Origin of the sequence: Brucella sp. TWI432, from assembly GCF_039674445.1 — a bacterium.
Classification (GTDB): Bacteria; Pseudomonadota; Alphaproteobacteria; order Rhizobiales; family Rhizobiaceae; genus Brucella; species Brucella chromiisoli.
In genome coordinates this window covers 124,635-151,268 of record NZ_JBDJNL010000004.1, presented here as the reverse complement: position 1 = coordinate 151,268, position 26,634 = coordinate 124,635, and the positions used below count along the sequence as shown (strand labels likewise).

Sequence of the window (26,634 nt, the reverse complement as noted above, 5' to 3'; positions counted from 1 at the left end):
TTTTTAAAAGCGCTGTCATTTTTCCAGACAGCGGGAATACCGCAGAGGCAATCATGAGTGCTAAGACCGCTACTGCTGCAAATCCGCTTGGGCTTGTGGCCGTCATCAGCCTTGCCATTGTCGTTGCGGTTCCTTTTATTTTCATCGTTCTGCAGGCGATTTTCCCGCAGATAGGGCAGGGTGTGTTCAGCGCGCCTTTTGTGCATTTGCCAGCATTGTTTGAAGATCCAAAGCTTATGCGTATGACCGGCAATACCATTTTGCTCGGTGTCAGTGTCGTCGTGCTGTCGGCTATTATCGCAGTGCCGCTCGCTGTGTTCCGAGCACTTTACAAAGTGCCGTTGGCGCTGGTCTGGGACGTGCTGATGCTCGTACCCTTCATGATCCCGCCCTATATTGCAACGCTTGGCTGGATCATGACTTTGCAGCCGCGCGGCTATCTTGAACAGCTTGCAGGGTTCAACCTGGCACCATTTCTGTTTTCGCTTGCAGGCATGACATTCGTGATGGCGCTCAACACGTTTCCGCTGGTCTATTTTGCGGTGTCCCGCACGATAGAAGCGGTCGGTGCGCGCTATTCTGACGTGGGCCGCGTGTTTGGTGCATCGCCTTGGCGCGCGTTCTTTCGCATCACACTGCCGCTGGCAACGCCCGGACTTGCAGCAAGCCTGCTGCTCGTTTTCGCTTCAGCAATTGAGGAATATGGCACGCCGGCCGCTCTCGGCAGCCGTTCGGGCTTCGATGTGCTGGTAACGGAAATCGACCTGCGCATATCCGATTGGCCGATTGATCTTTCGGGGGCTGCGGTCTTTTCGCTGGCACTGGTTTTGTTGTCGCTCGCGGCTTTCATGCTTCAGCGCTGGATTTTGACACGCCGTTCTTATGTGACGACTGGCGGTAAACCGCAGAACAAGGACAAGCGTGATCTTGGAGCGTTCAGGGTTCCGGTCGTTATCCTGTTTGGTGTGGTCGCTTTTGCGACAACCGGCGTGCCGCTCCTTGCCATTCTCGCAACTGCCATGTCGAAAACCATTTCCGGCGGGCTGACGCTGTCCAATCTCGGTTTCGATAATTTTGCTGATATCGCTGATAACAGCGCGGGCGCTATGCGAGCCTTGACAAACAGTCTTTCTTTGGGCGTCGCAAGTGCGCTTCTGACAGGTTTGCTGGGTGCTATCGCTGCCTATGCGGTTGTGAAGATGCGTTTTCGTGGACGTTTCTGGCTTGATGTTCTAACCGTTTTGCCGAACTCGCTTCCGGGTGTCGTGGTGGCAGTCGGACTTATCCTTGCGTGGAACCAGCCGTCGCTTTTAATCTCGCCTTACAATACGCCGCTCATTCTGCTGCTTGCTTATTGCTGCATTCTGTTGCCGCAGCCGATCCGCTATGCGACAGCGGCGTTTCATCAGATTGGTGACAATCTTGAAGCGGCAGCGCGCGTGTGCGGAGCAAGCAGTTTTACGACGTTCCGCCGCATCATGCTGCCGCTGATCGCACCAAGCTTGATCACCGCAATGCTGCTGGTTTTTGCAGTCGCAACGCGTGAGCTGGTCGCTTCCATTCTGGTGGCACCCGTCGGCATGCAGACGATTTCCATTTTTATCTGGCGGCAGTTTGAACAGGGATCAATTGGGCTTGGCATGGCGATGGCGTTCATTGCGATCCTGTTGACGACGCTGTTGCCGCTGTTGTTGATGGGGCTGCTCAAGCGCACCGGTTTGGTAAAAATCTAATTCTGTCGACAAATTGCGTACAGAGATTTATCCTTTCAGCATGCCACAGAGTCCGTGGCAGAGGCTGAAAGGAATAAGCAATGTCTCTCACCACTCAACACCCAAGCATTTCCAATGATGAGCGGTTGGCGCGTATTGATGTACTGCGCCGTCGTTTGAGCGAAAAAAACATTGGTGCCTTGCTGCTTGGGTCCACCGAGAGCCTGCTTTATTACACTGGCCTTGTCTGGCATTCGAGCGAGCGCCTACTTGGTGCAGTCATTACGCAAAGCGAGATTGTCTATATCGTTCCGGGTTTTGAGCAGAGCCGAGTGGAAAGCCTTCCGCATTTGGCTGGCGAAATCCGCATCTGGCAGGAAGAACAAAACAGTGCCGCCCTTGTGGCTTTTCTGCTGAAAGCCGGTGAAACGCTCGCTGTTGATGATGCTGTGCCGCTCTTTGTCTATAATGCTTTATGCAGAGAAATCGGTGCTGAGCGTCTTGTTGACGCTGGTCCGATCATTCGCGAACAGCGTATCGTTAAATCGCAGACCGAAATCGACATCATTAAATATGCCATGGGGCTGACACTGGAAGTGCATCGCCGCGCGCATCAGTTCATTCGTCCGGGCATTGCCGCTTCTGATGTCGTGCGCTTTATTGATGAGCAGCATCGTGAATTGGGCGCTGATGGCGGCTCGACCTTCTGCATTGTCTCTTTTGGCGAGGCAACATCGCTGCCGCATGGCGCGGATGGTGAGCAGTTTTATAAAAATGGCGATGTTATTCTGGTCGATACGGGTTGTCGGATTGATGGTTATCACTCTGATCTCACCCGCACCTATATGCTGGATGCGCCGACCGCCGAATTTGAGCGTATCTGGACGATTGAACGGCAGGCGCAGCAGGCCGTGTTTGATGCTGCAAAGATAGGGGCTGCCTGTTCCAGCCTTGATGATGCAGCTCGCGCCATACTGGTCAAGCATGGGTTGGGGCCGGATTATCAGCTCCCCGGTCTTCCGCATCGTGCGGGTCATGGTCTGGGACTGGAAATCCATGAAGCGCCTTACATTGTTCGTGGTAATTCGCTGCCGCTCCAACCGGGCATGTGCTTCTCGAATGAGCCGATGATTGTCGTACCGGGACAGTTTGGCGTGCGTCTTGAAGATCATATTTATATGAGTGCTGAAAGCGCGCAGTGGTTTACGCAGCCTGCCAAGGGACCAACAGAACCTTTCTCCTGATAACCGCAAAAGGATATGCTGATGACGGAAAGCGATATGAACGCCATCTCTGAACGCAAGCGCGGTTCTGGTGGGAAAATGGTCTATGACCTGCTGCGCGATGAAATCCTCGATCTGGTGCTGCCGCCTGGCAGCCCAATTGATGAGGTGCAGCTTGCAGAGCGGTTTAAAATGTCTCGCACCCCAATCCGCGAAGCTTTGGTGCGGCTGGCAGGTGAGGGGCTGATCGATACGCTGCCCAATCGTTCGACCATGGTATCGAATATCGATTTCCTCAATATGCACACCTATTTCGACGCGTTGACTTTGATGTATCGCGCCACGACCCAGCTTGCCGCCAAAAATCATCGGCAGGAAGATCTGGACATTATAGCGTTACATCAGGTGGAGTTCACGAAGGCTGTGGAAGCGCAGGATGCGCTTTTGATGATTGCGACCAATGCAGAGCTTCATCTTGCAATCGCCGAGGCGGGGCGTAATCCATATTTTACAAATCTTTTCAAGCGTTTGCTGGATGAGGGCCGACGCATTCTCCGTCTCTATTATCAATCCTATAATGATCAATTGCCTCGCAGTTTTGTGGAGGAACATGAAGAAATGATCGCCGCAATTGCTGCACGCGACATGAAGCTGGCGGAACAGCTTGCGCATGAACATGCCGAGCAGATCGTGCGTCAGGTGCAGAAACTCGTCATGCGTGAAGACCGTCTGGAAATAAACCTGTAGTGCCGTGTAATTTCTGTCGACAAATAAAATACAAACTGATATATCAGATATGGAGGGCCGAAAATGGCAATCGCCATCACAGGCCAATGGCTCTGGTTTTGTTTGTAGCATTGCCTGCATAAGTTGTTTGTCGGCAATACTCTGAGAGGATTTCTACATGGCTGCCAATATCTTTACCGGCGTGATTCCGGCTCTGATGACCCCTTGCAAAGATGATCGAACGCCTGATTTTGATGCGCTGGTGCGCAAGGGTAAGGAACTGATCGCCGATGGTATGTCGGCTGTCGTTTATTGTGGTTCGATGGGTGACTGGCCGCTCCTTACAGATGAACAACGTATGGAAGGTGTTGCACGCCTGACCGCCGCTGGGGTTCCTGTTGTTGTTGGGACTGGTGCCGTGAATACAACCATTGCCGCCGCCCATGCAGCGCATGCGCAGAAGGTCGGCGCCAAGGGCCTTATGGTTATCCCGCGCCTTCTTTCGCGTGGTTCGGTTGTTGCGGCTCAGAAAGATCATTTCAAGACTGTTCTTTCGGCAGCGCCCGATCTTCCAGCCGTCATCTACAACAGCCCATATTATGGCTATTCAACCCGTGCCGATCTGTTTTTCGCCTTGCGTGCAGAGCATCCAAACCTCGTTGGTTTCAAGGAATTTGGTGGGCCTGCTGACATGCGTTATGCAGCCGAAAACATCACCAGTCGCGATGATGAAGTCACGCTGATGGTTGGCGTTGATACGGCTGTGTTCCACGGCTTCGTTAATTGTGGAGCAACAGGTGCGATCACAGGTATCGGCAATGTGCTTCCAAAAGAAGTTATTCATCTTTGTAAGCTTTCGCAGGCCGCAGCAGCAGGCGACGCTGACGCCCGTCAGCGCGCGCTTGAACTCGAACAGGCGCTTGCCGTTCTTTCATCTTTCGATGAAGGCCCGGACCTCGTTCTTTATTTCAAGCACATGATGGTTCTGAAGGGGGACAAGGAATATACGCTGCACTTTAATGCAAGCGATGCCCTGTCAGACAGCCAGCGTGGTTATGTTGAAGCGCAGTTCAAGCTGTTCAACAAGTGGTATGCCGAGTGGAGCAAGCTGCCTGGCGCTGTTCAGACATACAAGGCTTGACATAGCCATAGGTTGAAAACAACTTCGTGCTGTCCGAAGGATGTAGCCTGGAGCGCATTCCGAAAAGTGTGAAACGGTTTTCTGACCAAGATGCGCATAAAAACAAAAAGATAGAGCGAGCAATCGGGTACGGTTAAGCGCGCACGCTCTGCCCAGAAGGTTTGTCAGCAGTTTGATGGCCGGGTGATTTATCACCCGGCCATTTTGATTAGTCTTTTGTTACTGTGGCGACATAGTTGGCATCAGCAACCATGTTGAAGTTATGCACATTCGCACCCGTTGCAGCTGTTTCGATCTGTTGATAGATAACAGCGATCGGGCTTGTTTCCTGAAACTTCTTCTGAATATCGTGGTACATTGCTTCGCGCTTGGTCGTGTCGCGCTCTTCGGCTGCTGCCATAGTTTCAGCAGTCAGTTCAGGAATGTCCCATGAAGCCTGCCATGCAGTGGTCCGCAAATTAACTTCATCGCCATTGTTCGGATTGTTGGTGAAGGTGACGGCATTCGTATGTGGATCCCAATAGTCCGGCCCCCAGATGCCGAGGGCAAGCTGGTGCTTGCGTGCGCGGACTTTTGTTGTCGTCAGTTTGCCGTCGCCCTGCAAAATCTCGACATTCACTCCAGCCTTTGCCATCGTCTGCTGAATGCTTTCAGCAATGCCGACATAAGGTTGGTTGTTGCGGACGTCTAAGGTGACGCTGATGCCGTCTTTTAATCCAGCTTTTTCAAGCAGTTCCTTGGCTTTTTCAACGTTGTAATCGAACGGATTGTCGTCCGTAGCGCCAAACATGCCAACCGGCAGGAAGGACTGATGCTTGCGGCCAATTCCCTTGATCAGGGTACCTTCGATGGTGTCGTAATCAATGAGATATTTCAGTGCCTGACGCACTTCCGGCTTGGCGAGTTCAGGGACACTCTGATTCATCGACAGATAATAGACGCGTCCCTTGGGGGCGTTGATGATGTTGAACTTGCTGTCCTTTGCCAGCTGCTCAATATCTCCCGGTTCCAGATTGCGTGCGATATCGATGTCGCCGGCCTCAAGCAAAAGCCGCTGCGACATGCCTTCCTTTACATGGCGGTAGATCACACGCTTCATTGCAGGCTTGGCGTCGGTATAATTGTCATTCCGTTCCAGCAAAAGTACTTCATTGGCACGCCATTGCTTGAGTGCAAACGGACCAGATCCTGCATAATTGTTCTTCAGCCATTCATAGCCAAAGTCAGTTTCATAGGGATATGTCTCGGTTTTTTCAGTTTTCTGCTCATGTTCCTTGACCAACTTGCTATCGACGAGCGAGGCGACGCTGGAGGTCAAACAGTTGAGAACAAAGCTTGGCGCAAAAGGCTTGCCGGTGGTGAAAACAAAGGTCTTATCGTCAACGGCTACTGCATTTTGCTCAACATTATCAGGCGTAATGCCAAACTGGCTGAGGATGAAAGCGGGACTTTTATCAAGTTTAATTGCACGTTGTATGGAGTAAGCCGCATCTTGCGCGGTGATCGGATTGCCCGAAGCAAACTTCAAGCCGTCGCGGATTTTGAATGTAATCGACTTACCATCATCAGAAAAAGTCCAGCTTTCGGCGATCTGTGGAATGATCTTAGTCGGATCCTTGGTATCTGTCGTTACCAGACGTTCGTAGGTGCTGGTCAGCATTTCCGATGTGGTAATTTCAAAAATTTCTGCCGGGTCGAGCGAAATGATGTCATCAATACTCATTGCAATCACCAGCGTGTCAGCGGGTGTCGCAGCTTCTACAGCTTGCGGCGATGCAGAAAGGCATAGGGCGAATATGAGTGCAGTTGGAATAGTTGAGCGCTTCAGGCGCCTCGGAGCGGTAGTCTTCATGCTTTTTCCTCTGGAGATCCAGGCTTCTGGGAGCCGGTAATCATCAATATTTTGCGGGTTTCAAGGGCGCTTCGGCGGAGGCGACTCTTAATATCGCAATTCATAATAGATTCCGGTTTTTCAACGGGCACAAGAGTTAGACAAATTTAGACGTAAATAAAAAGCGGCTGAAAATTCCAGCCGCTTTTGGTTTAGGAAATGGCATCCAGACCTTTTTCCAGAAGGAGATCAAGCTGGTCGATTTCTGCTTTGGTGAGCTTGACGCCATCGCTTTCAGATTCCGCGCGTGCCTTGAAGCGGCGCTGCGATGGCAGGCGAGCGCCCTGACCGACGATCGCCTCAAAGAAAGCTTCCGCACGGGCAAATGGATCACCGGGTCGGCCCTTGGCAAAGGCTTCCGGTGAAAATGCGATGATGAGCTCGCCATGCACTGGCGACAATGTGGTGGTGCCGAGGAAATCGAGCACTTCGGGGCTGGTCAGGTCGCCGATCATGATGGCAGCAAGCAGTTCAACCATTGTGCTGATTGCCGACCCCTTATGCCCGCCAAACGGCAGCATGGCACCTGCCAGTGCAGTTTCTGGATCGATCGTCGGGTTGCCTTCTGCATCCAGCGCCCAGCCTTCCGGCAATTGCTTGCCTGCGCGGCGATGCAGTTCGATCTCGCCACGCGCCGCAACAGAGGTTGCAAAGTCAAAGACATAAGGCGATGTTTCCTTGCGCGGCCAGCCAAAGGCAAAAGGATTGGTGCCGAGCAACGGCTTGTTGCCGCCGGTTGGCGCAACCGTTGCGTAGCTTGGGCACATGACGAGTGCTGCGAGACCTTCGCTCGTCAGCGCTTCGACTTCCGGCCAGAGTGCCGAAAAATGCGTGCAGTCGTTGATGACGAGGGCGGCTAAGCCGTTCTTACGTGCGCGCTCGGCAAGCACAGGGACGCCCAACTCGAAAGCCGGGTTTGCAAAGCCGAAATTCGCATTGACGCGCACGATGCTGGAGGCTTCATCTTTCACGATTTCAGGAATTGCGTCTGCTTTTACCTTCCCGGCCTTGACTGTGCGAAGCGCACCCTCGATACGGTATATGCCGTGAGATTTGCAGTGATCGCGTTCACCCGCAACAATCACACGAGCGACGGCAGCAGCCTGTATAGCGTTTAACCCTGCTTTACGAAAAATCGCCTCTACGCGGTCGTGAAGGCTAGCAATGCTCAGGATGGTCGTCTCGCTCATTATGCGTCTTTCATGGCTGCGCCTGACAGGAGGTGTCTACAGGCAATTGATATCTGCGCACACACTGTATACAAAGATTTAGGGTATACAATCATTAGGTATGTGCAATTTAGATGTAGCCGGATACTGGCTTAATTGTACGTCGATTTCTACAGGAGGATGAACGAATGGCATTCACGCCCAAAGGAAAACACCTTGTTGCTGGCGAGTGGCTCGACGGAGCCGGCACTTTTGAATCTTCACCAGCAAGTGGGCCTGCTCATTCGTTTGCAGTTGGTACAGTTGATCTGGTGAATCGTGCTTGTGAAGCAGCTGAAGACGCTTTCTGGTCTTACGGCTATTCAACCCGTGCCGAACGCGCTCAGTTCCTGCGCGCAATCGCTGATGAAATTGAAGCACGCATTGCCGATATCGTCGTGATCGGCTCACAGGAAACCGGCTTGCCGGAAGCACGACTTCAAGGCGAAACCGGACGCACCACCGGCCAGCTTCGACTGTTCGCCGACCATATCGAAAAGGGTGACTATCTTGATCGCCGTTTTGATGCAGCGCTTCCTGATCGTCAGCCAGCGCCGCGTCCTGAAATTCGTCTGGTTCAGCGTCCAATCGGGCCTGTCGCAGTTTTTGGTGCATCGAACTTTCCGATGGCGTTTTCGACTGCCGGGGGTGATACCGCAGCAGCGCTTGCAGCCGGTTGCCCTGTGGTCGTGAAGGGCCATTCGGCCCATCCGGGAACGGGTGAAATTGTTGCGCAAGCCGTAGAAGCCGCAATCAAGAAGACCGGCGTTCATCCAGGTGTGTTCTCGCTCATTCAGGGCGGTCGCCGTGATGTCGGTCATGCGCTCGTTCAGAACCCTTATATCAAGGCTGTTGGCTTCACGGGCTCTCTCGCCGGTGGCCGTGCATTGTTTGACCTTTGCGCTGCGCGTCCAGAGCCTATTCCATTCTTTGGTGAGCTTGGTTCGGTTAATCCGATGTTCCTGCTGCCGGAAGCCATGAAGGCGCGCGCCGAAACGCTCGGACAGGGCTGGGCTGGCTCGCTCACCATGGGTGCTGGTCAGTTCTGCACCAATCCCGGCATCGCCGTCGTTCTTGATGGTGCTGATGCCGATCGCTTCACTGCGGCAACTGTTGAGGGGCTCAAGAAAGTCGCTCCGCAGACCATGCTGACTGATGGTATTGCGCAGGCATATCATGAAGGCAAAGAGCGTTTTGATACGCGCAATGCAGTCAAGCCGCTCTACGAAACCCAGTCGTCGGGTCGTCAGGCTTCGCCAAACCTGTTTGAAACAACCGGTGAACGCTTCCTGTCCGATCATGCGCTTGGTGAAGAAGTGTTCGGTCCTCTCGGACTGGTTGTCCGCGTGGGTTCAGTCGATGAGATGGAAAAGCTTGCCCGCGGCTTTGAAGGCCAGCTGACCACGACCATTCATATGGATGCTGGCGACATTGCCTCTGCACAGAAGCTCCTTCCAGTGCTGGAACGCAAGGCAGGCCGTGTTCTCGTCAACGGCTTCCCCACCGGTGTTGAAGTGGTCGACTCGATGGTTCATGGCGGACCATATCCGGCTTCCACAAACTTCGGTGCAACCAGTGTGGGCACGATGTCGATCCGGCGCTTCCTGCGCCCGGTTTCTTACCAGAATTTCCCAAAGGAACTTCTGCCAGAAGATTTCGCATAATTTCGCAAACATAAAATCAGAAAGTCCCTCCAATAGAGGGGCTTTCTTCATTGGTTACTCGTAAAGCGCCGCAGCCAGTTTTCGGATTGCATCGGCTGTGCGTGGGCCAAATCCCAGCATATATGGTCCTTCCAGTACAATCAGTGACCGGCTGCGCGCGGCAGGCGTTTCTTGTAACGCTTTGTGTGAAAAGACATCTTCGTGCCTTGGCCCGCCATTGCCGTCAGAGAGCATCAAAACAATGTCCGGTTCAGCCTTGGCCAGCCATTCTTCGGATACAGGCTTATAGCCGGAATAGGCTGAAAGCGGATTGATCCCGCCTGCATAACGGATAAAAGCATCGGCTGCCGTGTCGCTGCCCGCACCGCTCAGACGCGCCAAACCATGAAAGAAGACCACTTTCTTTTGCTTGTCTGCCGATATTCTGCTGGCATAAGCCGTGGCCGCATCAAAATCGTCGATGACTGTCTGCGTCAGGGTTTCACCTTGCTGTTTCCGACCGAGGCGCTGTGCAATGAGGCTGATTTTTTTGATCAGTCCCTCTCGGGTGTTGTCTACGGGAACATAGAGAATTTCGACCGCTGATTGGTTGAGCACATCGGTTGTTTCCGGCGGACCAATATCTTCAGATGCAATAATCAGGTCCGTGTCGAGCGCCAGAATACCCTCTGGCGAAAGGCTGCGCCGGTAGCCAACATTGGCTTTAGCGGCAGTCTCGGCTGGAAATTTACTGCTTCGGTCAACAGCGATGATCCTGTCGCCTGCTCCCAGTGCGAAAATGATTTCCGTTATATCGGAGCCGAGAGAGACAATGCGTTTGGCGGGAGTATTTTCCGCAAAGGCCATCAGTGGTGCAACATGAAGCAGTATTAGCACAAACAGGGATTTTGCTATGCTGCGCAACAGGAAAACCCGGAGAGGATGTAAGAAATGCACGCCTGCCTGCCCATTTATTCTATGATCTGATCAGGAGTAGCTATTAAATATGAATTTAATAATCAAGTTAAATTACCCAAATTTATCACGGCGCGTGGAACGAGCCGCCTGTGTACTTACGATGCGCATAACACCCTTGACGGGCGGGCAAACACCCAGCCGAACCGCAGTGTCAAATTACTGTCGGTGCTGAGTTGATGATAATTGTGCTGACACCGAGCAGAGCTATTCCTTGCGCGCGGTGCGTTTGACGGGCTGTTTAGAAGTTGGCAATGGCCGCTTAAAATCTTGACGGTTAAAATAGAGAAAGCCCCGCGTTCCGGGGCTTTTTCGATGTTGAGTGGGCATCAACTGATTGCTCGGCCGACCCAGATCAATATACAGGCCCCGATAAAGCCGGCAACCAGATAGCCGAGCCAGCCACCGAACGACACACCGAGGAAGCCGAAGATAAAACTGGCGATCGCTGCGCCGATGATACCCAGAATGATATTCATGAATATGCCCGTGTCACTATTCATGAAATTGGATGCTATCCAGCCTGCAAGGCCCCCAATGATGATTGCTGCAATCCAGCCTATACCTGCCTCACCCATTCTTTGTCTCCCTGACTGATACAATAAAGATGGATATGTAGCAGCTCAGGCTTTCGGCAAGGGGTAAGATTAAGACGGGCAGGGGCTTGTCTCCGCCGCCCGGCTTACTCTGCGTTTTAGAATGGCCAGGCGCGCTGGGGTCCGCGCATCTCTTCCCACGCATGCGCCATTTGCAGAACGCCAAGGTCGTCAAAACGACGCCCGGAAATCTGCAAACCAATTGGCACCCCGGCGCTGTCATAACCACAATTGACAGAAATCGCGGGTTGCTCGCTCATGCTGTAAAGCAGCGTGAAATTGATATGCGCCATAGCCCGGTTAACATCGTTATCATATGGATAGGCCCAGTCTGCCGGGAAGCTTACATTTGGCGATACGGGCGAGAGGACGAAGTCATAAGCGGATGTGGCTGCGACAGTGGTTGAACGAATTTGCAACGCTTTCGTGTAGCTTTTGTAGACATCCTCGCCGCTTTTGCCCAAACCCGATTCCGCCCATGTGCGAATGATCGGCAACAACTTCTCACGCTTTTCATCGGAGAGAGCTGCAACATCAATACCTGCACGGGTGCGCCAGAAACTATCCAAACCGTTGAGCATATCTTCGCTCATCCATGGATCAAGCGTTTCAACAATCGCACCATTGGCACTGAACACGTCGGCTGCTGCTTTGACAGCATCATAAACTTGCGGATCAACAGGCATGCCACAGCCGGGATCAAGATGGAGGGCGATGCGCAATCCTTTTACATCGCGTTTGAGGTCGCTCCATGCAATATCTGCAAAGGGCAGGTTCATATGATCGCGGTGATCGGGCTGCGATAGCACGGCCATGGCAAGGGCAGAATCTGCAACTGTGCGGGTCATTGGTCCAACAACACGGCCCATGAAGGGCGGGTCAATAGGAATACGCCCAAGGCTTGGCTTCAATCCAGCAAGACCGCACCATGCCGCAGGCAGACGAACAGAGCCGCCAATATCTGTGCCAAGATGAATGGGGCCATATCCGGCTGCACCGGCAGAACCCGCACCCGCACTTGAACCGCCGGGGTTCATGTCCGTGTTCCATGGATTGCGCGCCAGCTTATGGAAACTTGAAAGGCCAGATGACAGCATACCGAAATCCGGCATCGTCGTCTTACCGATGAAGACTGCACCGGCTTCGCGCAGGCGCGCTGCCGGAGGCGCATCGGCTGCAAGGGGCTTCAACTCAGTCACCGCTGTGCCGAGCGGCATCGCATCGCCTTTGGTGGCGATGTTTTCTTTCAGTGTAACCGGCACGCCATCCAATGACACGCCATTGGCCATGATTTGCTCTCCGGCCTGCCAGCGTGCTTCAGAGGCTTTTGCGGAAGCAAGTGCACCATCCGCATCGACGAACCACATTGCATTCAATTCTGGTTCGTGGCGTTCAATATGCTCGAGAACGGCCTTGGTAACATCAACGGGTGAAAAGCGCCCGGCCTTATAGCCGTCAATCATTTCATGGGCGGTCAGTGCATTGAGTTTAGTCATGATCAGATTTTATCCATGGTATGGGAAACTAGAATTTGGTTTAGAAGGATTTGCTTCATGCGATGGCGAGTTCCCGGAATTGGGCAAAATCCCATTCTCTGCCGGGGGCTGCATCGATAAGGCTGCGCGTATAGGCGTGTTTTGGCGCGGAAAGCACGTTGAACGCGGTGTCGTATTCGACGACGCGTCCGTGCTGCATCACCAGCACATCGTCACAAATCTGCGCGGCGACCCGCAGATCATGGGTGATGAAAAGAATGGCAATGCCGAGTTTTTCCTGCAATTCGTCGAGCAATTGCAGCACCTGCGCCTGAACCGAAACGTCAAGCGCGGAAACGGCTTCGTCAGCGACCAGCACATCAGGTTCCATCGCAACCGCGCGTGCAATAGCAACGCGCTGGCGCTGCCCGCCTGAGAACTGATGCGGATAACGATTGATCGCATCCTCGGGCAGGCCAACCAGTTGCAGAAGTTCTGCCGCGCGCGCTGTCGCTTTGCGCTTTTCGACGCCCATATTGACCGGGCCTTCGATCAGGCTTCTGCCAATTGTCCAGCGTGGATTGAGCGAACGAAACGGGTCCTGAAAGATGATCTGGATATGTTTGCGATGGGGTTTAAGTTGGCGCTGGGTGAGTTGCGCAATATCAAAGTCCGCCACCTTAATCTCACCGGATGTCGGCTCGATCAGACGCATCACACAACGCGCTACCGTTGATTTACCAGAGCCGCTTTCGCCCACAATACCCAATGTGCGGCCACGTTTGATCGTGAAACTCACATCACTTGCCGCAAAGGTGTGATCGCCTTTTGCGAAGACGGAGTGGGTTCCGTAGCTCTTTTGAAGATCATTGACGCGAAGCGCGATTGCCTCGCAAGCAACATCGCGGGCCGCACGCGGCGTCAGGCTCGGCACCGATTGCAGCAGCTTCTTGGTGTAATCCTGTTGTGGTGCACGCAGCAGTGTTTCGACAGGGGCATGCTCGACCACATTGCCATGTTTCATCACATGAACTGTGTCGGCAATCTCGGCGACAACACCCATATCATGCGTGATGAAAAGCACGGCCGTCCCGTGCTTTTCCTGCATTTCAGAAATCAGGCTGAGGATCTGTTTTTGCGTGGTCACGTCAAGCGCGGTTGTTGGCTCATCGGCAATCAGCAATTGCGGCTCAAGCACCAGTGCCATGGCAATCATGATGCGCTGGCGCTGGCCGCCTGAAAGCTGGTGCGGATAGGAACGATAGACACGGTCGATGTCGGGCAGGTGCACCTGTTCCATGATGTCCAGAACGCGGGCTTTTCGTTCGTTGGCAGGCAGGTTCAAATGCGTGCGCAGCACTTCTTCGATCTGTTCGCCAACGCGCAACACCGGATTAAGTGCGGTCATCGGCTCCTGAAAGATCATGGATATTTTTCGCGCCCGAATGGCACGCATCGCCTGTGGACCGAGATCGAGAAGGTTTTTGCCCTCCAAATCAATTCGCCCGCCCGCAGGTTCCAGCGCGCCTTTTGGCAAAAGCCCCATGATCGAAAGCGAGGTGACAGATTTGCCCGAGCCACTTTCGCCGACAAGGCAGACCGTTTCACCTTTGCGGATTTTAAGCGAAAGGCCATTGAGAACTGGTGCAGCATTGCTATTGCCTGCAAGCCTCACGCTCAGATCGGTTATTTCGAGAACGGTGGGTTCTTTATCAAAATTGCGGTTCTTGAATATCATGATCAGCCCTCGCGTTTCTTCAGACGTGGATCGAGCAGATCGCGCGCCGTATCGCCCAGAAGGTTGATGGAAAGGATGCACAGCGACAGCAGCAGGCCCGGCCAGAAGATCAATGATGGCTTGAGCTGGAAGTAAAGCCGGCCCTCGGCCATGATGTTACCCCATGTTGGAATTTCGGTTGAAACACCGGCTCCGAGGAACGACAGAATTGCTTCGGTCAGGATTGCAGAGGCACAAACATAAGTGGCCTGAACTGTCAGCGGCGCCAAGGTATTCGGCATCAGATGCTGCCAGATAATTTTTGGTGTGGAAGAACCAAGCGAAAGCGCTGCTTCAATGTAAGGCTCTTCACGCGCCGAGAGCACGATGGAGCGTACCAGACGCACCACGCGCGGAATTTCCGGAATGGTGATGGCGGCAAGAACAGACCAGATGCTCGGACCGTTAAGCGCAATCAGCGCGATGGCAAGCAGGATTGAAGGGATTGCCATCAGGCTGTCCATGATGCGCATGATGATGGCATCTGCAAAGCGGAAGAAACCGGCAATCAGGCCAATGAACAAGCCAAACAACACGCTTATAATCGCCGCGCCAATACCGATGAGCAGTGAAACCTGTCCGCCCATCAGCACACGTGACAGGAGATCACGGCCATAACCATCAGTGCCCAACGGATAGGTGTCGGTTGGAGGCTTGAGGCGTTGCAGCGCATCCATGCCCATGGGGTCATGGGGGACAATCCATGGCGAAATCAGCGTTATGGCAACAATCACAATCAGAATGATGGCAGCGACCACCGGGCCAATTCCGAGCCGCGTTGCCTTGGAAAAGGATAAGGTATTGAGCAGCCATTGCAGGCGTGCTGCCGGGCGGGGTGAGGCTGACATCAGTAACGGATCCTTGGGTCGAAGAGGGTGTATGAGAGATCAATCAGCAGATTGACAAACACGTAGAGCGCACTGGTGAGCAGGATCATGCCCTGAATAACCGGATAGTCGCGCGCAAGCACCGCATCCACCGTCAGACGTCCAATGCCCGGAATGTTGAAGACGCTTTCGGTCACCACCACACCGCCGATAAGCAGGGCAAAGCCGGTACCGATCACCGTCAGGATTGGAACGGCTGCATTGCGCAATGCATGGTGAAAAAGCACCACTTTCTCGCGCACACCCTTCGCACGCGCTGTACGGATATAATCCTCACCAAGCACTTCGAGCATCGATGCGCGTGTCATGCGCGCAATTAGTGCCACGTAAATGACGGCGAGCGTGAAACAGGGCAGGGCTGCGCGTGATAGAAACTTGCCGAAATTCTGGGATGGAGCCGTGTACCCCTGAACCGGGAACCAGCGTAGCTCAATAGAGAAGAACTGGATGAACAGATAGCCGATCACAAAAACTGGTATTGAAAAGCCCAGAACCGATAGGGTCATGACACCATAGTCGATCCAGCTCCGATGACGCCATGCCGCAAGAATGCCCAGCGGTACAGCGATGACAACCGAGAGGACAATTGTCAGCACGGCGATGTTGAGCGTTGGCCAGATGCGCTGCCCAATCATTGTTGTGACCGACGTTCCCGAGATCAGCGATGTGCCGAGATCGCCCTGAAGCAGATGGCCGAGCCACGTTATAAACTGCACATGAAGTGGCAGATTAAGCCCCAGTGATTCACGGATGCGGTCCAGTTGCTCGGTCGTTGCGGCATCACCCGCAATGATTGCCGCCGGATCGCCGGGCGTCAGACGCAAAAGCAAGAAAACAAAGATCGCGACAATTGCCATCACCGGGATGACGGCAAGAATGCGACGCAGGATGAAACCGAACATCGAGTTGTCCTTGTCGGAAATTAGTCAAAGGGGTGTGAAGGTTGTAAAATGTAAGCAACGCTACGTTCACACCCTTGTCTGATTTTGTGAGGCGGCAGTTCTTAACGATCAGAACGCGCCGCCTGTCTGGTGTCCGCCGCTTTTATGCAGCCGTTTCAAAAGCCTATTCGGCCTTCTTCACGTTCCAGAAAACCTGCACCGGCGACATGACCATGTCTTCGAGAGCCTTGCTGCGTGCATGTGGCGAATAGAACTGGCCCAGCGGCAGATAGCTCACAGTATCCATCGCATGGACCTGAATTTTCTTCGCAACTGCTTTGCGTTCCTCAGGTGTCGTCGCGTCAATGAATTCCTGACGCATGACTTCGATTTCATCGTCTTTCGGCCAGCCGAACCACGCCTGATCGCCGCGGCCATTGAGCATCGGGCTGATGAGCGGATTATCAACTTCCGGCACGATCCAGTTTGTGAAGAACAGGTTCCAGCCGCCTTCGCTTGGCTTGCCCTTATTGGCACGGCGCGTGACAACGCTTTGCCAATCCATTGGCTGCATATCCACAGTGAAGCCTGCTGCTCGCAGAGCCTGTGCAGCAACGATAGGCTGGGAGGCAATGACACGAACGTCGGTCGGCTGAAGAATGACGACGGGTGTGCCGTCATAGCCTGCTTCTGCAAGAAGCTTTTTTGCGCCTTCAATATCACCACCGTTCACAAGCGTCTCACCGCCCGTTTCATCACCCAGTGGTGTTCCGCAGCCGAAGATCGCGCCGCAGACTTTGTAATATTCCGGGTTGCCGACGATGTTGGCCAGAAAGTCTTTCTGGCTCAGTGCCTTAAGAGCCGCCTGACGGACTTTTTTGTTATCAAAAGGTGGGTATTTGAAGTTCATGCGGCCAATGGCCTGATAACCCAGATCATCGCGCAGTTCGATTGCAATATCGTCACTGGTCTCAAGGATTGGAAGCAGATCGACAGGGACCTGATCAATGAAATCGACTTCGCCAGACATGATCGCGTTAACGGCGGTCTGGGAGTCTGCCATCGTGACCCATTTGACTTTCTCGACATTGACTTTTTTGCCACCGGCCATCCAGCTTGGTGGCTCATCGCGCGGTACATAATCCTCAAACTTGACATAGCTCGCACTTACGCCCGGCTGAAATTCTTCAGCCACAAATTTGAATGGACCCGATCCGATATGCTCGGTGATTGCGGTATCTGCCGGTGTTGCCGCGATGCGCGCAGGCATGATGAAGGGCGGAAGTGCAGACTGCTTGGCGATGGTATCAAGAAGCGGCGCGAAGGGCTCGCTCAATGTCCAGACAATGGTTTTGTCGTCTTTTGGTTCAAGGCTATCCGTCAGCTTGAAGATCGTTTGCCCACCGGAATCACGTTGGCCCCAGCGTTTGAGCGATGCAACGGCATCGGCGGCAGTGACAGGCGCGCCGTCATGGAATTTCAATCCGTCACGCAGTGTAAAAGTATAGGTCTTTTTATCATCGGAAACGGTCCAGCTTGCCATTTGTGGCTGTGGCTGAAATTCGTCGTCAACGGCCACAAGCACGTCATAAATCATGTAAGCATGATTGCGTGTGATATGCGCGGTTGTGATGACCGGATCAAGAACCCGCAGCCCTTCCATGACTGCTGTGATTGTCTGCGCCTGTGCTGGCAAGGAAAATGCAGCAGAGCTGGCGAGCAGTACGGCTGCCATTCCTGCGAGAGCAGATCTGAACCTGTTTAAGCTGCGCTTTGGCTGCGCTTTCGCTTTCCATGAAGGCTGAGAGTTCTTTTCATAAAACATTGTTTTTCCCATTTGCAGATGATGTTCCGTTGTTTTTTCTGACAGCGTTAAGGCTGCCTGGTGGCTTTGACATCCAACCTTTTTGCTCGCGTCGAAATTCAGATGTGTTTCGCGCATTTTTTCCTCCTCCAATCCACCCGTCACTCACTCCTCATGATTGACATAAGTATCGTTAGGCGATACGGTAGTATTGCTATTGACGATAGCTGGCATTTTGATAGGGTGTCAAGGGGATTTGAAGGAGGGGCTATGCGTGATGTTGAAAGAGTGGAATACGGAGTGCGTCCGGTTCCGGAAACAGAGGCGGAGGATCCGCTGTTCGTAAACGCCATAGCGCGGGCCATGCAGGTGCTTTCTGCTTTTCACGGAACCAGCAAACCGCTCACCCTCAACGAGATCGCAAAAATATGCGGAATGGGCAAAAGTGCCGTTCAGCGCATCGTTCATACCTTGCGCCAGCAGGGCTATATCGAACGCGATCCGAATGATCGGGGGTATGTACCCGGTATTCGTATTCTCGATCACACACTGGATTATTTGCGGCTTAACTCTGTGATCGTTCGCGCGCTGCCATCGCTGCTTGAGTTGCGGCGTGATGCGAGTGAGCGCGTCGATTTGAGCGTGCGCGACAATCTCAGACTGGTCTATGCTCTTCGCTTGCAAAGTAAACGCGAGGCTTTCTTCGCAACCCTTATCGGTAACAGTGTGCCTCTTTATTGCACGTCAGGCGGACGGGCGGTCATGGCGCAGTTGAGCGACGACGAGGTGAATGAAATCATCGAGCGGTCCAATCGACGAAAGTTTACGCCGCGCACGATCACCGATCCTCAGGCTATCTGGGAGAAGGTGCTAGAAGCGCGCGAGAATGGTTATGCGCTTGCATCGGAAGAGGTTTTGCAGGGCGAAATCGCGATTGGAGCGGCCATTCGTGGTCCTGATGGGCGTCCCGTTGCAGCGCTGCATGTGGGCGGTTCACTGAGCGAATGGAACAAAGAAACATTCTCCAGCCATTTCGCGCCATTGGTTATGGCGGCGGCGGGAACAATTAACCGGCTTTGACTGGGGTTAACCCCAGTTTTCGATGCGTAGTTTCGATCCATCGGAGAAGCGCGAAATATGGAACGGGGATGGATCAACGACTGGCGTTTCGCCGGTCACTATATCGGCCACCAGTCGCCCTGCTCCGGGGCCAATGCCAAAGCCATGCCCGGAGAAACCCGTTGCTACAATAAGACCATCAATGCCGGGCAAGGGCGAGATGACCGGAATAACATCTGGCATTGTGTCGATCAGTCCTGCCCATTCCTGTGCGATTTGAGCGGAAGCGAAAGACGGAATTGCTTGCTTGAGTTTGGTCAGCACTTGCGCATTGGCAGCGCGATGCGGCTCTGGATCAAGGATACGAATTTTCTCAAAGATGGAAGTTTGATCAGCCGGGCGAAGTTTCCATTGAAAAGCCTCTTCAAAGAACCGTTCGCCGAAACGAAAGCGCAATGAGCGCCATTCGGTTGAGAGTGACGGGATGAAATCCCGGAAGAAGCGGAAACTGTCGGGCACGATGTCGGCTATCGAGCCGCCAAGACTGGCAATCGTATAGCCGCCATCAAGGCGTTTGCGCAGCGCAAAGTCGGAAAACGCGATCGCCGGATCGATACCCGCATCAATGGGCGCAGTTCGGAATACGGATGAACGGACTTTCAACTGCGGAAGATGCGCATCAAAGCCTGACAAGATCAGTCGCGACCATGCGCCGCCGGCTACGACAATCGCTTCACAAGCAACGCGGCCTTTCTCGGTTAAAACCGCTGAAACCCGGCCATTGGTGGTTTCGATGCCGCGAACAGCACAGTTCTGCATAATAACAGCGCCCAGTTCCTGCGCTTTTGCGGCAAGCGCTGGAACCGCTTTTTGTGGTTCGGCGCGCCCATCAAGTGGCGTAATCATGCCGCCTTTGAGCGAACGCTTGAGCCCCGGTACAATGTCCGTTGCCTGCTTGCTGCTGAGAAGTTGTGTCTCAATACCATGTTCGCGCGCAATCCTGATCCACTGATCATAGCGCTCAACGTCCTCTTCTTTTTCGGCAGTATAAACAATGCCTGTCACGCGAAAGCCTGTTTCGCGCCCGGTATGTTCATTCATTGTTTCCCAAAGGCGCATGCTCTCGACGATCAGCGGCAGTTCGCGGCTGTCGCGACCTGTGCGGCGGCACCAGCCCCAATTGCGGCTTGATTGCTCACCCGCAATCTCGCCCTTTTCGAACAATGCGACAGGAATGCCGCGTTCTGCCAGAAAAAGTGCGGTTGAAACCCCTATCACGCCAGCACCGATGACGGCGACCTTCGTTTCCAGGGGCAAACGTTCAGCGGTTGTCACTTTGTCGGTGATCGGCCCCATGGTGCGTCTCCTGTCATGCAAATATGTTGGGTGCAGCATTGCGTGATTTGCGAGCTTATTCAACTGGATAAGGAGGCAAATTATTCTCATCGTCAGTGTATTCTGGCAAATGCCTGACGTAATTTCTCTTGTTTTATTGGCAAAGACGTTCAACTCGTTTTATATGCGCTTTGATGAAAACAGGACTCTCGGCCTCTTCTATGGATGCACGCACGCAACAAGACATGAAGCTACAGTACGAAACGGCCCCGGCACTGACACTTTCAGGCATTGGGCGTCAGTTCGGAACGGTGCGTGCGCTGGATCATATTTCGCTCGATGTGCAGCCGGGAGAGATTATCTGTCTGGTGGGGCATTCCGGTTGTGGAAAGACTTCGCTGTTGCGGATTATCGCCGGTATCGACGCGCCCGACGAAGGCCAATTGATCATGGGTGGGCGCACTTTGGTTGGTCCTTCGGTTTTTGTTGAACCGGAAAAGCGAAATATCGGGGTGGTCTTTCAGGACTATGCCTTGTTTCCGCATCTGACAGTGCGGGAAAATGTAATGTTTGGCTTGCGAAAGCTGCATAAGGACAAGGCGCTGGCGCGGGTCAATGAACTGTTGGATCTTGTCGGTCTTTCAGCCATGGCCGAGCGCTATCCCCACATGTTGTCAGGCGGCGAGCAGCAGCGTGTGGCCCTTATCCGGGCGTTGGCGCCCAAGCCCGATCTGCTGTTGATGGATGAACCTTTTTCCAATCTTGATCGTGGTTTGCGCGCGCGGGTTCGCAGAGAAACCATGGCGCTTCTGCGCGCGCTTGGCACACCGGTTATCATCGTGACACATGAGGCCGAAGAAGCGCTTTCCACAGGTGACCGGGTTGTTTTGATGCGCTCTGGCGAGATTGTGCAGCAAGGTCCGGCGCGGGATCTGCATGATCATCCGAGCAGCCGTTATGCTGCGGATTTTTTCTGTGATTTCAATGCGCTTGAGGGCGTGGTTCGCGGTAATGTTATCGAAACGGCAATCGGCGAGGTTAATCTGCCAAAGGATCGTTTGTTAACGGGGAATGTGCTGGTTTATGTCAGGCCACGTGACATCGCGGTTATTTCCGATGATGCGCCCGATAGATTGCGCGGTTATATCGAAACTCGTACCTATCTGGGTGAGACGGAAGAACTGCTGATCAATCTCGTTGATCATAAAGAACGGGTGCGTGTGCGTAACCAACATCATCTGCCTGAGAGCACAACGTCTGTCTGTGTGCGTGTCGATTGGGACAAAGCACTGGTATTTGCAAAATAATGAGTGAATTTATCATATTTATTGCCCCGCAAGATTGACCCTGCAAAATGCAGCCAATATATTCCGATTGCATCACATATAGTTCCAAATGAACATATTTTATCGGAGGTAATATGCCCAAGATCGCGCGTGCTGGACTGGCTCTTATGGCTGCGACGTTTCTCTCAGGTGCTGCAAATGCAAATGAGGTGAATATCTATACAACGCGTGAACCAGGCCTGATTCAGCCCTTGCTTGATGCCTATAAGGAAAAGACGGGAACAACCGTCAATACCGTGTTCCTTAAAGATGGTCTTGCAGAACGTGTTGCTTCGGAAGGTGATAAATCCCCAGCCGATATTCTTATGACGGTGGACGCAGGCAATCTTGTCGATCTCGTTGACAAGGGATTGACGCAGGCAGTTGATTCCCAGACGCTGAAGGATGCTGTTCCTGAACAGCTTCGCGATGCGAACGGCAACTGGTACGGCCTGTCGATGCGCGCGCGTGTGGTTTATGCGGACAAGGATCTCGAACTGGACCAGATTAACTATGAAGACCTGGCTGATCCGAAATGGAAAGGCAAGATCTGCATCCGTGCCGGTCAGCACCCTTATAATACGGCGCTGATTGCGGATTATATTGCGCATCATGGCGCAGAAAAGACCGAAGAGTGGCTGACAGGCCTCAAGGCCAATCTGGCGCGCAAGGCTGCCGGTGGTGACCGTGACGGCGCCAAGGATATTGCTGGCGGAATTTGTGACATTGCGGTTGCGAATTCCTACTATGTCGGACTGATGCGGTCAGGCAAGGGTGGCGATGAGCAGAAGACATGGGCCGATAGCATTAAGGTCGTTCTCCCAACGTTCAAGGATGGCGGAACACAGGTCAATATCAGCGGTGCAGCCGTTGCCAAAAACGCTCCAAACAAGGAAGAAGCCGTCAAGCTTCTTGAATACCTCGTTTCGGACGAAGCTCAGCAGCTTTATGCAAAGGCCAATTACGAATATCCTGTGAAGCCGGGTGCTTCGGTCGATCCGATTGTCGAATCCTTCGGCGAGCTGAAGATCGATCAGGTTCCACTTTCGGAAATTGTTACCCACCGCAAGCAAGCCAGCGAACTGGTCGACAAAGTTGGTTTTGACAATTAAAAGTCGATTACTGTTGTAAACGCGACGCCGGTGCACATCCTTGCGCCGGCGTTGTAATATGAGGAAAGCATGCCGGAAACAGCGCAAGCCGCATCGTCATCCCTGCCTTATCGGACCCGCTCCGGGCGCTGTTGGCTGTGGCTTTCCGGTCTGATTGCGCTGCTTTTTTGTCTGCCGGTGCTGGCGCTTATAACGGAAGCGTTCAGAGGTTCTTCCGGTTTGTGGGGCCATCTTTTCTCGACGATTTTTGCCTCTGCTTTCAAAGACACAGTTATTCTGCTGGTGGGGGTCGGGCTTATCACGGCGTTGGTTGGCACATCCACGGCATGGCTTGTGACGGCTTATGATTTTCGCGGACGTGGCGTGCTGGAATGGGCGCTTTTGCTGCCGCTTGCAGTGCCGACTTATATCGTCGCCTATGCCTATCTCGATATTCTGCATCCCATTGGCCCCGTGCAAAGTGCAATCCGCTTTGTGCTGGGTTTTGATACGCCGCGCCAGTTTCGTCTGCCCGATATAAGATCAATGACCGGTTGCATCATTCTGCTGGGCTTTGTTCTTTACCCTTATGTTTATATCCCGACACGCGCGATGTTTCTCACGCAGTCGGCAAGTTTGATCGAGGCCGCTCGCACCTTGGGCGTGAGCCGGAGGGGAATTTTCTGGCGGGTGGCGCTACCGCTCGCGCGCCCTGCGGTTGCAGTGGGGGTAAGTCTTGCCCTGATGGAAACACTCAACGACGTTGGTGCTGCCGAGTTTCTTGGCGTGCGTACACTGACAGTTTCGATCTATACGACCTGGGTGACGCGCTTTGATCTGCCGGGTGCGGCACAACTTGCGCTGGCGCTTTTGCTGTTGGTTGTTGCCCTTGTATCTGTTGAGCGCTGGGCGCGCCGCAAGCAGCGCTTTTCATCCAATATTCGCCATTCGCGCGGGTTTGAACCACTCAAAGTAACCCCACTCAGAGGTCTATGGCTGGCGGTGCTTTGTGCTCTGCCGATCATCATCGGCTTCATCATGCCTGCGACCTATCTGGTCATCGAAGCAATTAAACGTATGCGCTTTGCAGGCATCTCGCCGCGCCTTGCGGGAGAAGCCTTTAACACGGTCATGCTCGCGTCTGCCGCAACCATTCTGGTGCTGTTATTGGGTGTGATGGTCGCTTATGCAATGCGGCTTTTTCCCGGTGCTGCATCGCGCTGGTTTTATCGTTTTTCCACAATGGGCTATGCGGCCCCCGGAACGGTGATCGCAATCGGCATTATGATTGTTTCGGGCGCAGTTGATCGGTTGTTTGATCAGGTCTCTGGTTATCTGTTCGGACTATCAACCGGACTGCTGCTCATTGGCTCAGGTGCTGCAATTGTCTATGCCTATGTTGCGCGGTTTCTGGCGATTTCTGCCGGTGGCATCGATGCGGGACTCGAGCGCATTCCACAATCACTTGATCAGGCGTCGCGTAGTCTGGGGCGCGGTGTGACGGCCACATTCTATCATGTGCATCTACCGCTTTCCAAGACTGCAATCGTGGCGGCAGGATTGCTGGTCTTTGTGGATTGTGTGAAGGAGCTGCCTGCAACCCTTCTGTTGCGTCCGCTTAACATTGAGACATTTGCCACGCATCTTTATGGCGAGGCCGCGCGCGGCACTTATGAAGAAGCTTCTGTTGCGGCGCTGGCAATTGTTGTGGTCGGCATCCTTCCGGTTATTTTGTTGGCTCGTGTCGGTCGCCGACTGGGGCGCGCTCATTGATAGCTGTGGAAGCTCTGCAATATCAAATTGTTACAATATTGTTATGTGCCGTGGCTTTAACAGCGCGTTACATGCCCGTTTCTAAAGTCTTGAAGCTTAAAAACCCAGGACTATCAAAGGTTTTGAAGGGGAACGACATCATCTTCAAGTCAGATAGATCAATGATTTCAACACGATATTTCGCGTGATCGCAATAATATGTGACTGTATTAAAGCGCGGTTTCCATGCTTCTACCACTTTGACGCCACAAAGCGAAAGCTGAATGGCCACATGGAAACAACGCCGGGGATTTGCAGGCAATAGCCATTCGGGCTGGTCTTATAAAATCCCGGCATGACTTGGATGATGAAAACAATGCTGGATACGCAACACTGGCTCCCGGTCGAGTTGCTCAATATTGGTTTGGCTGCCGCCGTTTTCTTCGCTTGCCTTGTTCACTCTTTGTGGAAGGCGGTCTTTGATGAACTCAACCCCGTTTTCTGGCGTCGCACCGCTGCGGTTCTCTGGGCGGGTGTCGTTATCGTTGCTTTGAGCAGCGGAATTGAAAGTTTCAACTGGCCACAGGTCATTGGCTGGATGATGGTGGCGGGCGGCGTTGCTGCGACGACCATTCGCACCGGCATGAGCTATTATCGCCAGTATTCGGCGCATAATGGTCGCCGTACAAAACTCACACATTCTCACACGTCCGGACGGTGACAGCCATGTTTGCAAAGACTGTTCAAATGCCTTTGCGCCAGCACCGTCCGCGTAGTCTGCGTTCGTTCTTTATCCGCGCTTTTGGTTCTGCACGATCCCGTAAATATTCGTTGAGCGCGCTCCAGAGCGGCAGTAGCCCAAAATAGGGCCTTCGGCTTCGGCAATTGCTGAAGCCATATCGTCGACATTTTCCTGCGTTAGCTGGCCGCCGATCACTGGAATATAATAGGTCTTGATGCCAGCCTTTTCAGCAACTTTTGCAACTTCGGCAAAAGAAGGCTGATCCTCGCCGCCTTCGCCATCGGGACGATTGCAAATGATCGTCTGAAAGCCTTCGGCCGCAATATCACGCACGTCATCCGGCGTGATTTGGCCTGTGACCGAATAGTTGTCGTCGATCTGGCGAATATCCATTCTTTTCCACCTAAAAATAAGCTGCGTCTTTTTCAGACCTTCTGAGGTTAGCTGATATAGCTTGTTTGCAAGGTGCATCGCAAGGGTTGAGCATGTTGCTTCAAAGTCGTTGAGGTGTGGCCCGTAAATGCTATGACAGAGGGTGAGTTTGCATGTGTTTGCGGGGAGCGCAATGATGATACATAAAATCAGCCAGAATTTGCCGCGTCTGACACGCCGACACTCCAATTATCAAGAAAGTGATCGTGAGGTACCTGAAGAGGTTCCGATTGCGATGAGCTACAATGGCTCCACACAGGCCGTAATGATGGCAACGCCCGCTGATCTTGAAGATTTTGCCGTCGGCTTTAGCCTGACGGAAGGTATTATAAGTCAATTTTCGGAAATTGAGGATCTGAATATCGAAGTGCTCGATAAAGGCATTGATATTCAGATGCGACTGGTTGATGCGCGCAATGAAATGCTCACAGCCCGGCGCAGATTTATGGCCGGTCCTGTTGGGTGCGGCTTGTGTGGTATCGATTCCATTGATCAGGCCATCCGCCCGCTTGCCGGAATTGAAACACAAACAATGTTTGAAGCGGTTTCGGTCATCGCCGCAGTGAGTGAACTCGGCCGTTTGCAGCAATTGAATGCGCAGACTCATGCAGTGCACGGCGCCGGTTTCTATGTGCCGGGTGAGGGGCTTTTGATGGTTCGCGAAGATGTTGGAAGGCATAACGCGCTCGACAAACTGATTGGTGCATTGGCACGCGAAAATATATCTGCCAGCAAGGGTCTCGTCGCGCTGACAAGTCGTGTTTCTGTCGAAATGGTGCAGAAGGCGGTTATTCTTGGTGCGCCGCTGCTTGCTGCGATTTCAGCGCCCACTGCACTTGCCATTCGCACGGCACAAGCAGCCAAACTGACACTCGTCGCACTGGTGCGCGGCGACGATTTTGATGTCTACACCCACCCAGAACGCATCATCATTGAATAGCCGACCTTGCATTTGCAAG

Annotated in this window: 22 protein-coding genes; 11 read left to right on the top strand and 11 right to left on the bottom strand. The window is 53.2% G+C overall.

Annotated elements, in window-relative coordinates; translation table 11 throughout:
* Positions 1–53: 53 nt before the first annotated feature.
* The 4 genes from ABE527_RS09395 to ABE527_RS09380 all read left to right on the top strand — a co-directional run bounded on the left by ABE527_RS09395 (position 54) and on the right by ABE527_RS09380 (position 4,802).
* Positions 54–1,733 (top strand): ABC transporter permease, encoded by a 1,680-nt coding sequence (locus ABE527_RS09395; protein ID WP_499696741.1) that lies wholly within the window; start codon positions 54–56, stop codon positions 1,731–1,733.
* An 80-nt stretch (positions 1,734–1,813) separates the two neighbouring features.
* Positions 1,814–2,956, top strand: coding sequence for a M24 family metallopeptidase (locus ABE527_RS09390; RefSeq protein WP_499696740.1), 1,143 nt, complete (start codon positions 1,814–1,816; stop codon positions 2,954–2,956).
* Between the two features lie 21 nt (positions 2,957–2,977).
* Positions 2,978–3,682 (top strand): GntR family transcriptional regulator, encoded by a 705-nt coding sequence (locus tag ABE527_RS09385; RefSeq protein ID WP_499696739.1) that lies wholly within the window; start codon positions 2,978–2,980, stop codon positions 3,680–3,682.
* A gap of 157 nt (positions 3,683–3,839) precedes the next feature.
* Positions 3,840–4,802, top strand: coding sequence for a dihydrodipicolinate synthase family protein (locus tag ABE527_RS09380; RefSeq protein ID WP_265984018.1), 963 nt, complete (start codon positions 3,840–3,842; stop codon positions 4,800–4,802).
* A 208-nt stretch (positions 4,803–5,010) separates the two neighbouring features.
* On the opposite strand, the gene ABE527_RS09375 is transcribed toward ABE527_RS09380, so the two are convergent.
* Both ABE527_RS09375 and ABE527_RS09370 read right to left on the bottom strand, forming a co-directional pair.
* Positions 5,011–6,654, bottom strand: a complete 1,644-nt coding sequence (locus ABE527_RS09375) for an ABC transporter substrate-binding protein (RefSeq protein WP_265984019.1) — start codon at positions 6,652–6,654, stop codon at positions 5,011–5,013.
* A gap of 191 nt (positions 6,655–6,845) precedes the next feature.
* Complete coding sequence (locus tag ABE527_RS09370; protein WP_499696738.1) at positions 6,846–7,883, bottom strand: Ldh family oxidoreductase; 1,038 nt, start codon at positions 7,881–7,883, stop codon at positions 6,846–6,848.
* 167 nt (positions 7,884–8,050) lie between these two features.
* On the opposite strand from ABE527_RS09370, the gene ABE527_RS09365 reads away from it, so the two are divergent.
* A complete protein-coding gene (locus ABE527_RS09365) occupies positions 8,051–9,565 on the top strand; it encodes an aldehyde dehydrogenase (NADP(+)) (RefSeq protein WP_499696737.1) in 1,515 nt (504 codons plus the stop codon).
* 54 nt (positions 9,566–9,619) lie between these two features.
* Here the strand turns inward: ABE527_RS09365 and ABE527_RS09360 are convergent, their stop codons facing one another.
* The 7 genes from ABE527_RS09360 to ABE527_RS09330 form a co-directional block, all read right to left on the bottom strand.
* Positions 9,620–10,441 (bottom strand): heme/hemin ABC transporter substrate-binding protein, encoded by an 822-nt coding sequence (locus ABE527_RS09360; protein WP_499696736.1) that lies wholly within the window; start codon positions 10,439–10,441, stop codon positions 9,620–9,622.
* Between the two features lie 407 nt (positions 10,442–10,848).
* Positions 10,849–11,097: a GlsB/YeaQ/YmgE family stress response membrane protein gene (locus tag ABE527_RS09355; protein ID WP_265984023.1), complete on the bottom strand. Its 249-nt coding sequence runs from the start codon at positions 11,095–11,097 to the stop codon at positions 10,849–10,851.
* A gap of 116 nt (positions 11,098–11,213) precedes the next feature.
* Positions 11,214–12,611 carry an amidase gene (locus tag ABE527_RS09350; protein WP_265984024.1) on the bottom strand — a complete coding sequence of 466 codons (1,398 nt, stop codon included), beginning with the start codon at positions 12,609–12,611 and terminating at the stop codon, positions 11,214–11,216.
* A 55-nt stretch (positions 12,612–12,666) separates the two neighbouring features.
* Entirely contained in the window at positions 12,667–14,328 is a 1,662-nt protein-coding gene (locus ABE527_RS09345; protein ID WP_499694314.1) for an ABC transporter ATP-binding protein, read from the bottom strand.
* Positions 14,329–14,330: 2 nt separating this feature from the next.
* Entirely contained in the window at positions 14,331–15,215 is an 885-nt protein-coding gene (locus tag ABE527_RS09340; RefSeq protein ID WP_499696735.1) for an ABC transporter permease, read from the bottom strand.
* Positions 15,215–16,156, bottom strand: a complete 942-nt coding sequence (locus ABE527_RS09335; RefSeq protein WP_265984027.1) for an ABC transporter permease — start codon at positions 16,154–16,156, stop codon at positions 15,215–15,217. Before ABE527_RS09335 ends, ABE527_RS09340 begins: the two co-directional genes overlap by 1 nt.
* Before the next feature lie 163 nt (positions 16,157–16,319).
* Complete coding sequence (locus tag ABE527_RS09330) at positions 16,320–17,870, bottom strand: ABC transporter substrate-binding protein (protein ID WP_499696786.1); 1,551 nt, start codon at positions 17,868–17,870, stop codon at positions 16,320–16,322.
* A 339-nt stretch (positions 17,871–18,209) separates the two neighbouring features.
* Here ABE527_RS09330 and ABE527_RS09325 point away from each other — a divergent pair, with 339 nt between their 5' ends.
* Positions 18,210–19,019 carry an IclR family transcriptional regulator gene (locus ABE527_RS09325; protein WP_265984028.1) on the top strand — a complete coding sequence of 270 codons (810 nt, stop codon included), beginning with the start codon at positions 18,210–18,212 and terminating at the stop codon, positions 19,017–19,019.
* Between the two features lie 6 nt (positions 19,020–19,025).
* Here ABE527_RS09325 and ABE527_RS09320 read toward each other — a convergent pair whose 3' ends face one another.
* On the bottom strand, positions 19,026–20,354 hold the full coding sequence (locus ABE527_RS09320; RefSeq protein WP_265984029.1) for an NAD(P)/FAD-dependent oxidoreductase: 1,329 nt from the start codon (positions 20,352–20,354) through the stop codon (positions 19,026–19,028).
* Positions 20,355–20,554: 200 nt separating this feature from the next.
* On the opposite strand from ABE527_RS09320, the gene ABE527_RS09315 reads away from it, so the two are divergent.
* The 4 genes from ABE527_RS09315 to ABE527_RS09300 all read left to right on the top strand — a co-directional run bounded on the left by ABE527_RS09315 (position 20,555) and on the right by ABE527_RS09300 (position 25,222).
* The gene (locus ABE527_RS09315; protein ID WP_499696785.1) at positions 20,555–21,640 is read left to right on the top strand and encodes an ABC transporter ATP-binding protein; all 1,086 of its coding nucleotides are present in this window, start codon (positions 20,555–20,557) and stop codon (positions 21,638–21,640) included.
* Between the two features lie 113 nt (positions 21,641–21,753).
* Positions 21,754–22,770 (top strand): Fe(3+) ABC transporter substrate-binding protein, encoded by a 1,017-nt coding sequence (locus tag ABE527_RS09310; RefSeq protein WP_265984030.1) that lies wholly within the window; start codon positions 21,754–21,756, stop codon positions 22,768–22,770.
* 69 nt (positions 22,771–22,839) lie between these two features.
* On the top strand, positions 22,840–24,522 hold the full coding sequence (locus ABE527_RS09305; protein ID WP_499696734.1) for an ABC transporter permease: 1,683 nt from the start codon (positions 22,840–22,842) through the stop codon (positions 24,520–24,522).
* A 334-nt stretch (positions 24,523–24,856) separates the two neighbouring features.
* On the top strand, positions 24,857–25,222 hold the full coding sequence (locus ABE527_RS09300; protein ID WP_265984032.1) for a hypothetical protein: 366 nt from the start codon (positions 24,857–24,859) through the stop codon (positions 25,220–25,222).
* Between the two features lie 69 nt (positions 25,223–25,291).
* Here the strand turns inward: ABE527_RS09300 and ABE527_RS09295 are convergent, their stop codons facing one another.
* Positions 25,292–25,636: a protein tyrosine phosphatase family protein gene (locus tag ABE527_RS09295; RefSeq protein WP_265984033.1), complete on the bottom strand. Its 345-nt coding sequence runs from the start codon at positions 25,634–25,636 to the stop codon at positions 25,292–25,294.
* 172 nt (positions 25,637–25,808) lie between these two features.
* Here ABE527_RS09295 and fdhD point away from each other — a divergent pair, with 172 nt between their 5' ends.
* Positions 25,809–26,615 carry a formate dehydrogenase accessory sulfurtransferase FdhD gene (gene fdhD, locus ABE527_RS09290; RefSeq protein ID WP_499694308.1) on the top strand — a complete coding sequence of 269 codons (807 nt, stop codon included), beginning with the start codon at positions 25,809–25,811 and terminating at the stop codon, positions 26,613–26,615.
* Positions 26,616–26,634 lie beyond the last annotated feature (19 nt).